The 14,739-nt window shown below is 61.9% G+C and carries 10 protein-coding genes; 6 read left to right on the top strand and 4 right to left on the bottom strand.

The annotated features are described in order from the left end of the window. Positions 1 to 37: 37 nt before the first annotated feature. The 6 genes from AB5Y93_RS12055 to AB5Y93_RS12030 all read left to right on the top strand — a co-directional run bounded on the left by AB5Y93_RS12055 (position 38) and on the right by AB5Y93_RS12030 (position 10,306). On the top strand, positions 38 to 460 hold the full coding sequence (locus tag AB5Y93_RS12055) for a CBS domain-containing protein (protein WP_010674714.1): 423 nt from the start codon (positions 38 to 40) through the stop codon (positions 458 to 460). Between the two features lie 189 nt (positions 461 to 649). Continuing rightward, positions 650 to 4,564 (top strand): ATP-dependent RNA helicase HrpA, encoded by a 3,915-nt coding sequence (gene hrpA / locus AB5Y93_RS12050; RefSeq protein ID WP_368229436.1) that lies wholly within the window; start codon positions 650 to 652, stop codon positions 4,562 to 4,564. Between the two features lie 71 nt (positions 4,565 to 4,635). After that, positions 4,636 to 5,466 (top strand): hypothetical protein, encoded by an 831-nt coding sequence (locus AB5Y93_RS12045; protein ID WP_368229435.1) that lies wholly within the window; start codon positions 4,636 to 4,638, stop codon positions 5,464 to 5,466. A 164-nt stretch (positions 5,467 to 5,630) separates the two neighbouring features. After that, positions 5,631 to 5,918 (top strand): 50S ribosomal protein L25, encoded by a 288-nt coding sequence (gene rplY / locus AB5Y93_RS12040; RefSeq protein WP_010674717.1) that lies wholly within the window; start codon positions 5,631 to 5,633, stop codon positions 5,916 to 5,918. Positions 5,919 to 6,122: 204 nt separating this feature from the next. Beyond that, the gene (locus AB5Y93_RS12035; RefSeq protein ID WP_368229434.1) at positions 6,123 to 9,293 is read left to right on the top strand and encodes a response regulator; all 3,171 of its coding nucleotides are present in this window, start codon (positions 6,123 to 6,125) and stop codon (positions 9,291 to 9,293) included. Further along, entirely contained in the window at positions 9,290 to 10,306 is a 1,017-nt protein-coding gene (locus AB5Y93_RS12030) for an HD domain-containing phosphohydrolase (RefSeq protein ID WP_069651254.1), read from the top strand. The genes AB5Y93_RS12035 and AB5Y93_RS12030 overlap by 4 nt, the downstream gene beginning before the upstream one ends. On the opposite strand, the gene AB5Y93_RS12025 is transcribed toward AB5Y93_RS12030, so the two are convergent. From AB5Y93_RS12025 to AB5Y93_RS12010, 4 genes are all read right to left on the bottom strand, one after another. Further along, on the bottom strand, positions 10,282 to 10,926 hold the full coding sequence (locus AB5Y93_RS12025) for an MBL fold metallo-hydrolase (protein ID WP_042017624.1): 645 nt from the start codon (positions 10,924 to 10,926) through the stop codon (positions 10,282 to 10,284). The genes AB5Y93_RS12030 and AB5Y93_RS12025 overlap by 25 nt on opposite strands. Beyond that, positions 10,920 to 12,050: a tRNA 2-selenouridine(34) synthase MnmH gene (gene mnmH, locus AB5Y93_RS12020; protein WP_323928532.1), complete on the bottom strand. Its 1,131-nt coding sequence runs from the start codon at positions 12,048 to 12,050 to the stop codon at positions 10,920 to 10,922. Before mnmH ends, AB5Y93_RS12025 begins: the two co-directional genes overlap by 7 nt. Next, positions 12,047 to 13,084, bottom strand: a complete 1,038-nt coding sequence (gene selD / locus AB5Y93_RS12015; RefSeq protein WP_053288201.1) for a selenide, water dikinase SelD — start codon at positions 13,082 to 13,084, stop codon at positions 12,047 to 12,049. Before selD ends, mnmH begins: the two co-directional genes overlap by 4 nt. Positions 13,085 to 13,438: 354 nt before the next feature. Next, complete coding sequence (locus AB5Y93_RS12010) at positions 13,439 to 14,623, bottom strand: acyltransferase family protein (RefSeq protein WP_368229432.1); 1,185 nt, start codon at positions 14,621 to 14,623, stop codon at positions 13,439 to 13,441. Positions 14,624 to 14,739: the final 116 nt, after the last annotated feature.

Here is a 14,739-nt window from a genome sequence, read left to right as displayed (position 1 = left end):
TTGCCTCCCCTCGGGAGGCTCGTTGGGGGAAAGCGTCATGGAATCACTCAAGGCAAAGGACTACATGCAGACCAAGCCCATCACCTTCAGCGCAGAGATGATGGTACAGGCGGCGGTGGAAAAATTTCTCAACAGTCATCAGTTGGGCGGCCCCGTAGTGGACAGCCAGGGACATCTGATTGGCTGGGTTTCCGAGCAGGATTGCATCGCCGTCATGCTCAAGGAGGCCTACCACTGTGAACAGGTGGCCCAGGTCAGGGATGTGATGCGCAAGGAGGTGCTGGCAGTCGGCCCCGACACCAGCATCCTGGATCTGGCGGAGATGATGATGGGTCAAAAGCCCAAGATCTATCCTGTGGTGGAGGAGGGGCGCCTGCTCGGGGTCATCAACCGCCACAATGTGATGCAGGCCATCCACGCCCAGCTTGGCACCTGTTTCGTGCATCAGGCCAGAGTCTGAGCGGTGTTGTCTGGTTGTTTTCAAAGAGCAGGCACCGGCCTGCTCTTTTCATCCGTGACGGTCATGACGCCTCCGGCTTGATGTGCTGGCGCGGCGCTTTAAGGCTTGCACCGCACAGCCTCGCTCTTTAGGATCTCCCCCAGCTATCGATATGGCCCTTGATGGGCACTCTTTTAAGGAATTCGTACCTTGTCTCTCTCTATCGAGGCGCTGCGCCGCCGTCTTACCGCCTGCATGAATCTCGACGCCCGCCGTCTTTCCAGTCGACTGCACGGGGTCAAGAAGCTGCCGGAAGCCAAGCAGGCTGCCGTGCTCGAGACCATCGCCGCTGACCTGGATGTGGCACAGGCGCGCTACCAGTCCCGTCTGGCGGGCGTGCCCAAGGTCACCTATCCGGACAATCTGCCAGTCAGCCAGAAGCAGGGGGAGATCGCCAAAGCCATTGAAGAGCATCAAGTGGTGATCATCGCCGGCGAAACCGGCTCGGGCAAAACCACCCAGATCCCCAAGATCTGTCTGGCGCTCGGGCGCGGTGTGAAGGGCTTTATCGGCCACACCCAGCCGCGCCGTCTGGCGGCCCGCACCGTGGCGGCCCGTATCGCCGAGGAGATGGAGTCCGAACTCGGCCACTACGTGGGTTACAAGGTGCGCTTTACCGATCAGGTGAGCGAGCAGACCCACATCAAGCTGATGACCGACGGTATCCTGCTGGCCGAGATCCAGAACGACCGGATGCTGACCCAGTACGACACCATCATCATCGATGAGGCCCACGAGCGCAGCCTCAACATCGACTTCATCCTGGGCTATCTCAAGCAACTGTTGCCCAAACGCCCCGATCTCAAGGTGATCATCACCTCGGCCACTATCGACCCGCAACGTTTCTCCCGTCATTTCAACAAGGCGCCGGTGATCGAGGTCTCCGGTCGCACCTACCCGGTGGAGGTGCGTTACCGCCCACTGTTTGTTGATAAAAAAAGCAGTGACAAGAGCGAAGGGCTGGAGGAGCGCGACGAACTGCAGGGGATCTTCGATGCGGTGGAAGAGCTGGCACGCGAAGGGCTGGGTGACATCCTCATCTTCATGAACGGCGAGCGGGAGATCCGCGATACTGCCGATGCCCTGCGCAAGCTCAACCTGCGCGATACCGAGGTGCTGCCGCTCTACGCCCGCCTCTCCAACGCCGAGCAGAACAAGGTGTTTCAGCCCCACGCCGGTCGGCGTATCGTGCTGGCCACCAACGTGGCGGAGACCTCGCTGACGGTGCCGGGCATTCGTTACGTCATCGATCCGGGCACCGCCCGCATCAGCCGCTACTCCTGGCGTACCAAGGTGCAGCGCCTGCCCATCGAGCCGGTCTCCCAGGCCAGTGCCAACCAGCGTAAAGGGCGCTGCGGCCGGGTGGCGGACGGTATCTGTATCCGCCTCTACTCCGAGGAGGATTTCAACGGCCGTCCCGCCTTTACCGACCCCGAGATCCTGCGCACCAACCTGGCATCGGTCATCCTGCAGATGCTGGCGCTTGGCCTTGGCAATATGGAGGCTTTCCCGTTCGTCGAGCCACCCGAGTCACGCCATATCAAGGATGGCCTGACTCTCTTGAAAGAGCTGGAGGCGGTGCGCGAGCTGCCCGCCACCGGCGATCGCGAAGCGAAACTGCAGCTGACCGAGACCGGACGCCAGCTCTCGCGCATTCCTCTTGATCCGCGTCTGGCGAAGATGGTGATCAGCGCGGCGCAGACCGGCTGTCTGAGCGAGGTGATGGTGATCACTGCGGCTCTCAGTATTCAGGATCCTCGCGAGCGCCCCATGGAGAAGAAGCAGGCCGCCGACGAGCAGCACAGACGCTTTGAGGACAAGGATTCCGACTTCCTCGCCTTCGTCAATCTGTGGAATTACTTGAAAGAGCAGCAGGATGCCCTTGGCAGCAATCCGTTCCGCCGCATGTGCCAGAAGGAGTTTCTCTCCTACCTGCGGGTGCGCGAGTGGCAGGACATTCACTTCCAGCTGCGTCAGACGGTCAAAGAGCTGGGTTTTAAAGCCAACCAGGAACCGGCGGATTTCAAGACGGTGCACTGCGCCCTGCTGACCGGCCTCTTGAGCCACATCGGCAACAAGGATCTGGAGAAGCCCGAATTCCTCGGGGCCCGCAACGGCCGTTTCCACCTGTTCCCGGCCTCCGGTCTGTTCAAGAAGCCGCCCAAGTGGGTGATGGCCGCCGAGCTGGTGGAGACCTCGCGCCTCTATGCCCGCATCAACGCCAAGATTGAACCCGAGTGGGTGGAGCCGCTGGCAGGTCACCTCATCAAGCTGCACCACAGCGACCCTCACTGGTCGAAGAAAAACGGCGCCGTGATGGCCAAGGAGAAGGTGACGCTTTATGGCCTGACTCTGGTCAACGAGCGCATCATCAACTTCAGCCGCATCGATCCGGCCCTGTGCCGCGAGCTGTTTATCCGCCGTGCGCTGGTGGAGGGGGATTTCGAGACCCGCCACCGTTTCTTCAGCGATAACCGCAAGCTCCTGGCCGAGATAGAGGCGCTGGAGCACAAATCCCGTCGGCGCGATATTCTGGTGGATGATGAGGACTTGTTCCGCTTCTACGATGCCCGTTTGCCGGAAGATGTGATTTCCGCCCGCCACTTCGACAAGTGGTGGAAGGAGGCGCAAAAGCAGGATCCCGAGCTGCTCAACTTCGAAAAAGAGATGTTGATGAAGGGGGATGCCGCCCACATCAGCGATCTCGATTACCCCAACTTCTGGCAGCAGGGGCGCCTCAAGCTCAAGCTGACCTATCAGTTCGAGCCGGGGGAGGCGGCGGATGGCGTGACCCTGCATATCCCGCTGCCGCTCCTGAATCAGGTGGAGGTGAAGGGGTTCGAGTGGCTGATCCCGGGGCTGCGTCACGAGCTGTTGGTGGCCCTCATCAAGTCGATGCCAAAGCCGATGCGCAAGAACTTCGTGCCGGCCCCCAACTATGCCGATGCGCTGCTCGCCAGCATCAACCCCGAGCAGGGGCCGCTCTTGGACGAGATGGAGCGCCAGCTGCGCCGCATGACTGGCGTGACCGTGCCCCGTGAATCCTGGGATTGGGCTGCGGTGCCCGATCACCTGAAACTCACCTTCCGTGTGGTGGACGACAAGCACAAGAAGGTGGCGGAAGGCAAGGATCTGGAGGCATTGAAAGAGTCCCTGCGCGGCAAGGTGCAGGAGACCCTGTCGCAAGTGGCGGACGACGATATCGAGCAGTCTGGCCTCACCCTGTGGAGCTTTGGCGAGCTGCCCCAGGAGTACAGTCAGAAGCGGGGCGGTTTCGAGGTGAAAGCCTATCCGGCCCTGGTGGATCAGAAGGATTCGGTCGCCATCCAGCTGGTGGAGAGTCCGGTGGTGCAGCAGCAGCTGATGTGGGCTGGCCAGCGTCGGCTGGTGCTGCTCAACGTGCCATCTCCCATCAAGTACCTGCAGGAAAAGCTGCCCAACAAGGCCAAGCTCGGGCTCTATTTCAACCCGTTTGGCAAGGTGGCCGAGCTGATTGACGACTGCATCGCCTGTGGCTGTGACAAGCTGATTGAGCAGCACGGCGGCATGGCGTGGGACGAAGCCGGCTTTGAGGCGCTCAAGGAGTATGTCCGCGCCGAGCTCAACGATGCGGTGGTGGAGGTTGCCAAGCAGGTGGAAGCCGTGCTGACCCTTTCCCATGAGATCAAGAAGCGGCTCAAGGGCAAGATGCAGCTCGACACCGCCTTTGCCATGTCGGACATCCAGCAGCAGCTCGGCAACCTCATCCACAAGGGCTTTGTCACCGAGACTGGCTGGCAGCGGCTGCCGGATCTCTTGCGCTACCTGCGGGCCATCGAGCGGCGCCTGGAGAAGCTCGCCATCGATCCCAACCGGGATAGGGTCTACATGCTCAAGGTGCACAGCGTGGAGTCGGAATACAAGGCGCTGCTGGCCAAGATCCCGAAATCCCAGCTTATTCCCACCGAGGTGGCCAATATCCGCTGGATGATCGAGGAGCTGCGAGTCTCCTTCTTCGCCCAGCAACTGGGGACGCCATACCCTATCTCGGATAAACGGGTGCAGAGCGCCATTGCCCAGTGCTAAGCTGCTATCTATCTGTTTTCTGAGCCATAGTGTGAAAGCAACGGGACGCCAAAGGGAAGGGAGGCCGTCATATGCTGGGGATCTGGTTGGGGGTGGCACTGGTCAACATCAGCGGGTATCAACCCATTGCGGAACAAACCTGGGTGCAGCTCAACCCGGAGTACTATCCGGTGCAGCGCCCCGTGCCGCCCATTTTTGCGGCCTGGCGGGGCAATCAGTTTCCCCCTCTTGAACAGAGAAAGAAGAACGGCCGCTGGCAGATCCTCTTTCCTGCCCGGCTGGTGCCCCCCTTCGAGCTGTTCGAAGGGGAGGCCCAGCTCTCCAAGGCTTACCTGGCCAGGCTAAAGCGCATAGATGAGATGGCCTATGGCATGGCTCCCCACCAATCAGTACTGCAAGCCGCCTCCTCGGCCTCCTCGTTCGAAGTCCCGGGCGCTGTCGCCTTTGTCGCCGAGTTCTCCCTGCCTCGGGAGAAGAAGGCGCGGATGCCCCTGGGGGAGCCCTTGCTCGCACGGCTTGGGGGGCAGGTCCCTACACAGGCCTTGGCAAGGCAGGGAGATGCACAGCCCATGGCCACCGCAGATTCTGCCCCTGAGCAGGCGACCCTGACTCTTTCCGCCACGGCGGCAGGAGAGGCATCGCGGGTTTGTCATCAGGTGGCGGCGGGAGAAACCCTGTGGCGCATTGCAAGCCAGCTTCAGTCAAAGGAGGCCGGCGGCTCGGATACTTACAGTTATCTGCTGGCGCTGGTGCAGGAAAATCGTGACAGGATGGTCAAAGGGATCCGGGTGCAAGCCGGGCTGCGCCTCTATTGCCCCAAAGCGCAGACTCTGGCGCAATTCGATGCCCTGAGCCCGGCCCAGCGACAGCAGCAGTTTGCCCGTCTGGAGCAGGGGCGTTAGGGGATGGCGAGAGGCGTGGTGGAGTGCCTTTTTGCCTAGAGAGGAGTGACGCGGGTTCTTTCCTTGTATCCCCTCCGGGCCCGTGCTAGTATTCGCGCTCGTTTTGCGAGGTGCTGACCGGTCGCAGTCAACACCATACATTCATCTTAAAAGAGATAATCACTATGTCTTTCGTATTCCAAGCTGAAGTCCGTTCTGACCTGGGGAAAGGTGCGAGCCGCCGCCTGCGTCATGCTGACCTGGTTCCTGCCATCGTTTACGGTGCAGGCAAAGAAGCCGTGTCCGTTACCCTGGACCACAAAAAGCTGATCCTGGCCCAAGAGAAGCCGGAGTTCTACTCCTCCGAGCTGACCCTGGTCATCAACGGTGAAGAAGTCAAAGTGAACGTGAAAGCTATCCAGCGTCACCCGGTTCGCTACAAGCTGGTTCACCTGGATTTCGTTCGCGTCTAATCGACAACGAACTTTCCTGTGAAGAGGCCACCCAATCGGGTGGCCTCTTTGTTTTTACAGCATTTTTTCCGGGAAAATAAAATACTCAAACAGCACTATTGGTCTTTACTTGTAGGCATGATTGACAGCAGGACACGTGTTGTGGTGCTCTGATGTTCAAAAAGTACTCGGGCAAGTCCATTTTTCGGGGCGATGTTGACCGTTATGAAAGGAATCGTACGGACATATATCCTGCTGTTTTCACCTATTCTGCTGTTGGTCCTGGCGGGTGGCTATCTGCTGGGCAATGCACTGATCGAGCGCGAGCTCTATCGCGTTCGCAGCGATGAGAACACCTTCCTGGCGCTTGCCAGCGGCCGCCTTGACGGCGAGCTGGCGGTGCCACTGCGCCATGTGCGCAGCATGTCGGAAGAACCCATTCTGCTCGAAGCGGCGGGTCGCAATGACCGTGAGACCCTGGCCGTCCAGTTCACCATCCTGATGAACCGCAATCCCGACTATGCCCAGGTGCGTTGGCTTGCCCCGGATGGCATGGAGCTAGTGCGCATCGATCGTCAGGGTCAGCGTCTGTGGCGGGTAGCGGACGACCAGTTGCAGAACAAGGGGGATCGTTACTACTTTCGTGATGCCATGGCGCTGCCCTGGGAGCGGGTCTACGTCTCGCCGCTCGATCTCAACGTTGAACACGGGGTGATCGATCGCCCCTTCAACCCCATGATCCGCATTGCCAAGCGTCTGCGCCTTGGGGGGCGTGATCTTGGTTTGCTGCTTATCAACGTCCAGGCCGCCCGTATGCTCAAGGAGTTTGCCGACAGCAGCGGCAAGGCAGCCGATCACACCATGCTGTTCAACCAGGACGGATACTGGCTGCGCAGCCCGGACCCATCCCGGGAGTGGGGCTTCATGCTCGAGCGCCCGGATCTCACCCTGAAGCACACTTCCCCCCAGGCCTGGCAGGCGTTCTGGGACGCATCAAACGGCCAGATGGAGTCTGCCGACGGGCTCTGGAGCTGGACCACCCTGTACCCGGCACAGAATCATGATCAGCTGATCTGGAAAGCCGCGTCCCTGGTGCCGCGCAGCGAGCTGCAGGCCATTCGCACCCACATCTGGGGGATCATCTCGGCCACCAGCGCTATGCTGCTGCTGCTTTTTGGTGCCGGGGTGGCTGCACTGGTGCGCAGCAGGCACAGGGAGCAGATGGCTCAGCAGGAAGCGGCCAGGCTGGCACAGGTCAAAGGGGATTTCATCGCCAACATGAGCCACGAGATCCGCACCCCCATGAACGCCATCATGGGGCTGACCTACCTGCTCGAACAGGGAGGGCTCGACGATGGTCAACATGCCCTGGTGCGCAAAATCCACCAGGCCGGGCAGGCACTGCTCGGGATCATCAACGACATCCTTGATTTCTCCAAGATTGAGTCGGGTCGGCTCGAGCTTGAACGGGTGCCATTCAGTCTCGAAGAGGTGCTCGACCACGTGGCGGCCATCATGTCCACCTGCGTTGGCCAGAAGCACCTCGAACTGGTGGTGAGCAGTGCCCCCGAGCCGGTTTCCCATCTGATTGGGGACGCCCTGCGCCTCGAGCAGGTGCTGCTCAACCTGACCGGCAATGCCATCAAGTTTACCGAACGCGGCGAGGTGGAGGTCAAGGTTGTGCTGGAATCAGAGCAAGACGGCATGGCCACCTTGCTGTTTCGGGTGCGCGACACCGGGATCGGCATTCCCCCCGAGCAGCAGGCCAACATTTTCAATGCATTCTCCCAGGCAGACTCCTCCACCAGTCGCCGCTTCGGGGGCACCGGGCTTGGTCTGACCATCAGTCGCCGCCTGGTGAATCTGATGGGGGGGGATATCGGCGTCACCAGCGAGCTTGGCAAGGGGAGCGAATTCTGGTTCCGCGTCCGGCTGGAGCAGGTGGAGCGGCCCGAGGCCTTGAACGAGCGCCTGCAGCACATCTCGCTGCTTATCGCCGACGACAATCAGGTGACCCGCGACGCCCTGTCGATGACGGTGGGTTCCCTCGGATGGCAGTCGCGGGTGGTGGAGTCCGGTGAGCAGGCGCTGCACCATCTGCTGCGCCAGGGGGAGCGTTTCGACGTGATCCTGCTCGACTGGATCATGCCGGGCATGGACGGGCTCGAGACCTGCCTGGCCATTCGCCGCGCCTTCGAGCAGCAGGAGCGTTCACCCATCATCATCATGGCGACCGCCTATTCCCAGGATGAACTGATGCACCGCCCCGGCTCGGATCAGGTGGATCTGGTGCTGCACAAACCGGTCACCGGCTCCAGTCTCTACAACGCGGTGGCGCGTCTCATCCACGAGAAGCGCGAGCATGTGGAGCCCCTTGAGAGTGGCCAGCGCCGTCTGCGCCTGCCGGGCGTGCACATACTGCTGGTGGATGACAGCGACATCAACCTGGAGGTGGCGACCCGCTTGTTGCAACGGGAGGGGGCCGAGGTGATGACCGCCATCGATGGGGAGCGAGCCCTGGCCTGCCTGGCAGATCCGGCACGGCGCATCGATCTGGTGCTCATGGATGTGCAGATGCCAGTGATGGATGGCTACGAGGCGACCCGTCGCCTGCGTCTGCTGCCGGGGCGGGAGGAGACTCCCGTGCTGGCACTCACCGCAGGGGTATTCAAGGATCAGCGGGAGGCGGCGCTGGCCTCTGGCATGAACGACTTCATCGCCAAGCCGCTCGATGTGGAGCAGCTTATCGCGACCTTGCTGCGTTATCTGCCGGACTGCGTCCTGCCGCTCACCGTGAGCGACGAGCCACTCCCCCATGAGCCGGTGGCCGGCATCGATATCGATACCGGACTGCGCAACTGGGGTGAAGCCTCGGTCTATCTTAAATACCTGCGGCGTTTTCGCGATGACTACATGACGGTTGGTACCGTGTTGCCGGACTATATCGCCCAGCACGAGACCGATGCGGCCGCGAGCCTGACCCACAAGCTCAAGGGGGTGGCGGGGAGCCTGTCACTCACCGATGTGGCGCGTATCAGTGCCGAGTTGAACGAGGCCATCGAGCAGGGTGGCGACACCAGCCAGCTTATCGCACCCTTCCTCGAGGCCCTGGAGCGGGCACAACACTCCATCGATACCTATGCCGGGCGCGAGCCGGGCGCGGTCAGTTCCCCGCTGGCCCAGGGGGAAGCGCGGGAGGTCTGTCTGCACGCTCTGCATCAGGCCATGGTGAGCGAGGATCTGGATCTGATTGAGCCGGCGCTGAGCCAGGCAAGGAGTCACCTTCCTTGTGAACTAGTGAGCGAGATAAGCGCAGCCCTGGAGCTGTTCGATATCCCGTTCGCCACCCGCAAGCTGGAGGATTATCTGGAGGATCGGGAGGAACCTGCGCCATGAGTCGACCGCGCGTGCTGATCATCGACGACGAGCCGAGCAACCTCGGGTTGCTGCGGCAAATCCTCAAGGAGGAATACAACCTCTTCTTTGCCAAAGGGGGAGAGGAGGGGTTGGCCGCCGTGGGGCGTCACGAACCGGCACTTATCCTGCTGGACGTGCGCATGCCCGACATGGATGGTTACGAAGTGTGCCGCCGGCTCAAGGCCGATCCGGCTCACGCTGGGATCCCGGTGCTCTTTATCACCGCGAGCGACAACGCAGACAGCGAGAGCCAGGGGTTCGAGGCGGGCGGAGTGGATTATATCTACAAGCCGGTCTGTCCGAGCACGGTGCGTGCCCGGGTGCGCAATCATCTCTCCCTGGTGCGCCTCGATCAGCTCGAGTGCAGCTATCGCACCGCCATCGTCATGCTGAGCGAGGCGGGCCACTACAACGACACCGACACCGGGGTGCATATCTGGCGCATGGCCGCTTACGCCCGGGCCCTGGCTGATGCGGCGGGCTGGAGCCCGGAGCAGTCGGATCTGCTGGAGCTGGCAGCCCCCATGCACGACATGGGCAAGATTGGTATCCCTGACCACATCCTCAAGAAGCCCGGTCCCCTCACCGAGGAGGAGTGGGTCATCATGCGAAGTCACCCGCGCATCGGTTACGAGATCTTGAGGCGATCCGATGCCCCCATCTTTCGCATGGCGGCGGAGATTGCCCTGCACCACCACGAGAAATGGGACGGCTCCGGCTATCCCGCCGGCGAGAGCGGCGAGGGGATCCCCGAGGCGTCGCGGATCGTGGCCATCGCCGACGTCTTTGACGCCCTGAGCGTACGTCGTCCCTACAAGGAGCCCTGGCCCCTGAACCGGGTGTTGGCCACCATGCGCGATGGCTCCGGCCAGCACTTCGATCCCCGGCTGCTCTCCCGTTTTCTCGAGATCATGCCGGAGATCTTGCGCCTCAAGGCGCAATGGGATGCCCGCGAGGAGCGGGGGGATTACCAGATGGGCTGTGTCAGATAGGGATTGCTGGCCCGTTCGTGACCAAAGGTGGAGCTCGGGCCATGGCCCGGAATAAAGACGATCTCATCCCCGAGCGGCAGCAGGGTCTCGGTAATCGACTTGATCAGCGTCCCGTGATCCCCGCGCGGGAAATCGGTGCGGCCTATGCTGCCGGCAAAGAGCACATCCCCCACCCATGCGAGGCGTTCTGCCTGGCAGAGCAGCACGATGTGGCCCGGAGTGTGGCCCGGGCAGAAATAGACCTCCAGCTCGCATTTGCCAACCTGTACCTTGTCACCCTGTTCGAGCCAGCTATCCGGTGTAAAGGCCGGAGTATGGGCAAAGCCGAACATCTGGCTCTGCTGGGGCAGGATATCGAGCCAGAAGGCATCCTCCTTGTGGGGGCCGGTAATGGCGACACCGGTTCTCTCGCGCAGCTCGGCGGCGGCGCCCACGTGATCCAGATGGCCGTGGGTCAGCAGGATATGGGTGAGGGTCAGCCCCCGTTTGGCTATGGCGGCCAGCAGCTTGTCCGCCTCGCCGCCGGGATCGACGAGGGCAGCCTGGCGGGTCTCGTCACACCAGATAAGAGAACAATTCTGGGCGAACTGGGTGACCGGGATCACCTCGAACTTCAACATGTGGGACTCTCCTGAGGGGTCTGAAGGGGGGAGCGTTTGGCGAAGAAGGCGAGGCAGGCCTCCTTGTCACCACGAAACAGGATCCGCTCGCGCTTGTTGTCCAGCTGATAGCGGTACATGGGGTCATAGTAGCGAGTCAGCAGCAGTCTGATCCAGACCAGATGGGCGCGGGTGTCCCCGCTCTGGGCCTGTTCCCTGAGGGCGGCCTGCAACAGCCCATCGAGTTCGCGATAATCCTTGTCCCCGAGTCGGCGCTTAAGCCTGGCCATGGCGTCGGTGAGGTAGCCGGCAAAGAGGGGCCAGCCTGCATCTGGCCCATGGAACTCCAGATAGCGCAGCCAGAGATCCTGCACGTAATCGGTGCGGATCTGCTCGGCCCGTGCCTCCTGCGGCACCTCCACCACCACCAGAGGAGCCCGGCACATGGCCTCATAAAGGTTGAGTGGCAGGGCGCAGCGACCGATGAGACGGCTCTCGTCTTCCAGCACAAACTGTGATTCCCCCCGGTTGCGACGCTGAAGCAGCTCGATGGCAAGCCGGTTTTCGAAGTCGATGTTGCCGGGTTGCCCACCCGGCAGTTGGCCAAACGACGACCCCCTGTGACGGGCGTGCCCTTCCAGATCCACCGCCTGGGTGATGTGCGCCAGCATGTGGGTCTTGCCGGAGCCGGTCATGCCGGTCAGCACGGTCCAGTCGCACTCTGCACTGGCCTTCGCCTGGGTGTCGATGAGAAAGTGGCGCAGCGCCTTGTAGCCGCCCGCGACCCGGGGGCGGGTGATGCCGGCCTCGGCCAGCCACTGCTGCACTGTCTGGGAGCGCAGGCCGCCGCGAAAACAGTAGAGCAGGGCGTCGGGTTGCTGGCGCAACCTGGCCAGCCAGCCTTCCATGCGCGCGGCGCGCACCGCGCCTCCCACCAGTTGATGGCCCAGGGCGATGGCTGCGGCCTGACCCTCCTGCTTGTAACAGGTACCGACCCGGGCACGCTCCTCGTCCGTCATCAGCGGCAGGCTGACGGCGGTGGGAAAGGCCCCTTCCTTGAACTCGACGGGGGCGCGCAGATCGATGAGTGGAACCTCATCCAGAAAGATCCGGGCGTAATCCGTGGCCAGTGGCAGGGTACTCATTGGACAACCTCGATGAACTGGTTGCCGGTGCGGGCCTGCAACTGGCCGATGGGAGAGAGGGTCAGCCCTGCCTGTGCGGCAATGGCAAGGAGCTCGGCTTCACTTTCTTTACCGACGGCTACCAGCAGGCCGCCGCTGGTCTGCGGGTCGCACAGGATGTTGCGGGTGCGATCATCCATGGCGCCCAGCTTGTCACCATAGGAGTCGAAGTTGCGCAGGGTACCGCCCGGTACGCAGCCCTCACTCAGGTAGTAATCCACCTCGTCCAGCAGCGGCAGCGCCTTGAAGTCCAGACGGGCACTGACGCCGGAACCTTCGCACATCTCCAGCAGGTGGCCTGCCAGTCCAAAACCGGTCACGTCGGTCATGGCGTGCACGCCGGGTAAGGCGGCGAAGCGCTGGCCAATCTTGTTGAGGGTGCACATGGCATCCGGGGCCAGTTGCTCATGCTCGGGCTTGAGCTTGCCCTTCTTCTGGGCGGTGGTGAGGATGCCGATGCCAAGGGGTTTGGTCAGATAGAGGGTGTCGCCCACCTGGGCGGTGTCATTCTGCTTGATGGCGTCGAGTGGCACGATACCGGTCACTGCGAGGCCGAAGATGGGCTCGGGGGCGTCGATGCTGTGACCGCCTGCCAGAGAAATGCCCGCCTCGTGACACACCTGGCGACCCCCGTCGATCACCTGCTGGGCCACTTCAGGTGCGAGTATGTTGACGGGCCAGCCGAGGATGGCGATGGCGACGATGGGTTTGCCGCCCATGGCGTAGATGTCGCTGATGGCGTTGGTGGCGGCGATGCGACCGAAGGTGAAGGGATCGTCGACGATGGGCATGAAGAAGTCGGTGGTAGAGACGATGCCCTGGCCGTTGCCGATGTCGACCACGGCGGCGTCATCTTTGCTGCTGTTGCCGACCACCAGGGTGGGGTCGTCAAAGCCCGGGATCTGGCTCTTCAAGATGGTGTCGAGCACCTTGGGGGAGATTTTGCAACCGCAGCCAGCGCCGTGGCTGTATTGGGTCAGACGAATGGAAGACATGCTTTCCCCTTGTGTGGGCAGATTTGCGTGTGCAAATAAGTGCTGCGGCGCAGTGTGCCGTCAAATGTGCGCGCAAAAATAGGGTGGTCCTGGCGGCCTGTGAACACAGTGATGTCAGGCTGCCTGGCAGGACAGGAGGAGGGCAGGATGCGCTGGCGAAGTCCCGCCAAGGACCACAGGACGGGCCATTATGCCACAGACGGCCCTCTTGATTCGAACTGGAATTCACACAAAGCGCAGGGGATTGTCGGGTTCAAAAAGATCCGTTCCCTTCGCCTTGCTCAGGCTAGTCTCACTTTGAGCCGCCCCGACGGCGTGCCGGTCTTGCATCGGGGCAGCATGTGGCGACGGAAACTAGCCAGCTTGCTCCATCACTGGTTGGGGAGCCTTGCCTAGCCGGCGCAGTCGCCGTTGCAGCGGCCGCTCCAGCAGGATGTAGCTCAGCGCCGAGAGCCCGATCAGCACGGCGAGCATCAACAAGGTGGCCAACACCCCCAGCAAGGGGTTGGTCTGGGCATACCACCATGTTGTGAGCCCCGGCGCCAGAGAGTGGACAAGCTCGCAGCCGGTGAGCAACACCAGGGCGTGGAGCAGGTAGATGGAGTAGGAGAGATCCCCCAGCCAGTTGGTGAAGCGGTTGTCCAGGAGGCGCAGCAGCGGGCTCTGGCGATCGCCCTGGCAGGCGGCAATCCAGATCAGCAACACGTAGGCGCTGATCAGCAGCAGGGTCAGCTGCGGCGTCATGGTGAACTGCATCAGCGCGAAGGGGAGCAGAAAGGCGAACAGCAGCGGCAGATCCCGCTGCATCATGGGCCACTGGCGGTCAGCCTTCACCTTCGGCAGCAGCCAGAGGCCGAGCACGAATTCACTCACCCCGCGCCCGATGGCCAGCGCCCCGCTGGTGACATCCAGGGTACCGCGACTGTGCACGATAAAGGCCAGCACCGTCAGGGCCAGCAAGGGGGCGAGGTTGCTCCAGCGGCTGCGGGTGACGGCGAGGGGAATGAGCAGCGGAAACAGCAGATAGTTAATCCACTCCACGCTGAGCGACCAGGCGGCGAAGTTCCAGGTCAATCCGTGATCGGTCACCACCTGCAGCAGCAACAGGCTGCTTGGCAGCGCCTCGGCCGGGGTAAAGGGTGAGCCGAACGGAGGCATTCCTTCCCACTCCCACATCTTGAACAGGGGGCCGGCGTAGAAGCCAATCCCATGGTGGGCCTTGTAGAGCTCCCAGCCCACCAGCAGCAGCAGGGTCACCAGGTAGAGGGGATAAACCCGGGTCAGCCGCAGCCAGAGGAAGCGGCCATAACTTATGGTGCTGGGCGTGCGGGCGAAGGCCTCCCCGTAGACGTGGGCCAGCACCAGCCCGCTCAAAATAAAGAAGAGATCGACCCAGAGGTAGCCGTTCTCGATGAGTTGGGTGTGGCCGGCGATCGACTCCATCCACTGGGGAAAGAGCAGCAAGCGGGCATGGAACAGCACCACCATCAGGGCAGCGATGCCCCGCAGCGGCGTCAACAGTGGTAATGATTGATTCATGGCGGGATCCTTGATGATGTTCAGCTTGGCCTGACATCAATTTTTGTTGTGGTGCCGCTCATCAATCCTGATGAGTCGGCAGCCCCGGCTTGGCGGCCCAGGCGGGATCACCCTAC

It is taken from the genome of Aeromonas sp. R10-1, assembly GCF_040908465.1.
Taxonomy (GTDB): Bacteria; Pseudomonadota; Gammaproteobacteria; order Enterobacterales; family Aeromonadaceae; genus Aeromonas; species Aeromonas caviae.
This window is presented reverse-complemented; position numbering and strand designations above follow the sequence as displayed.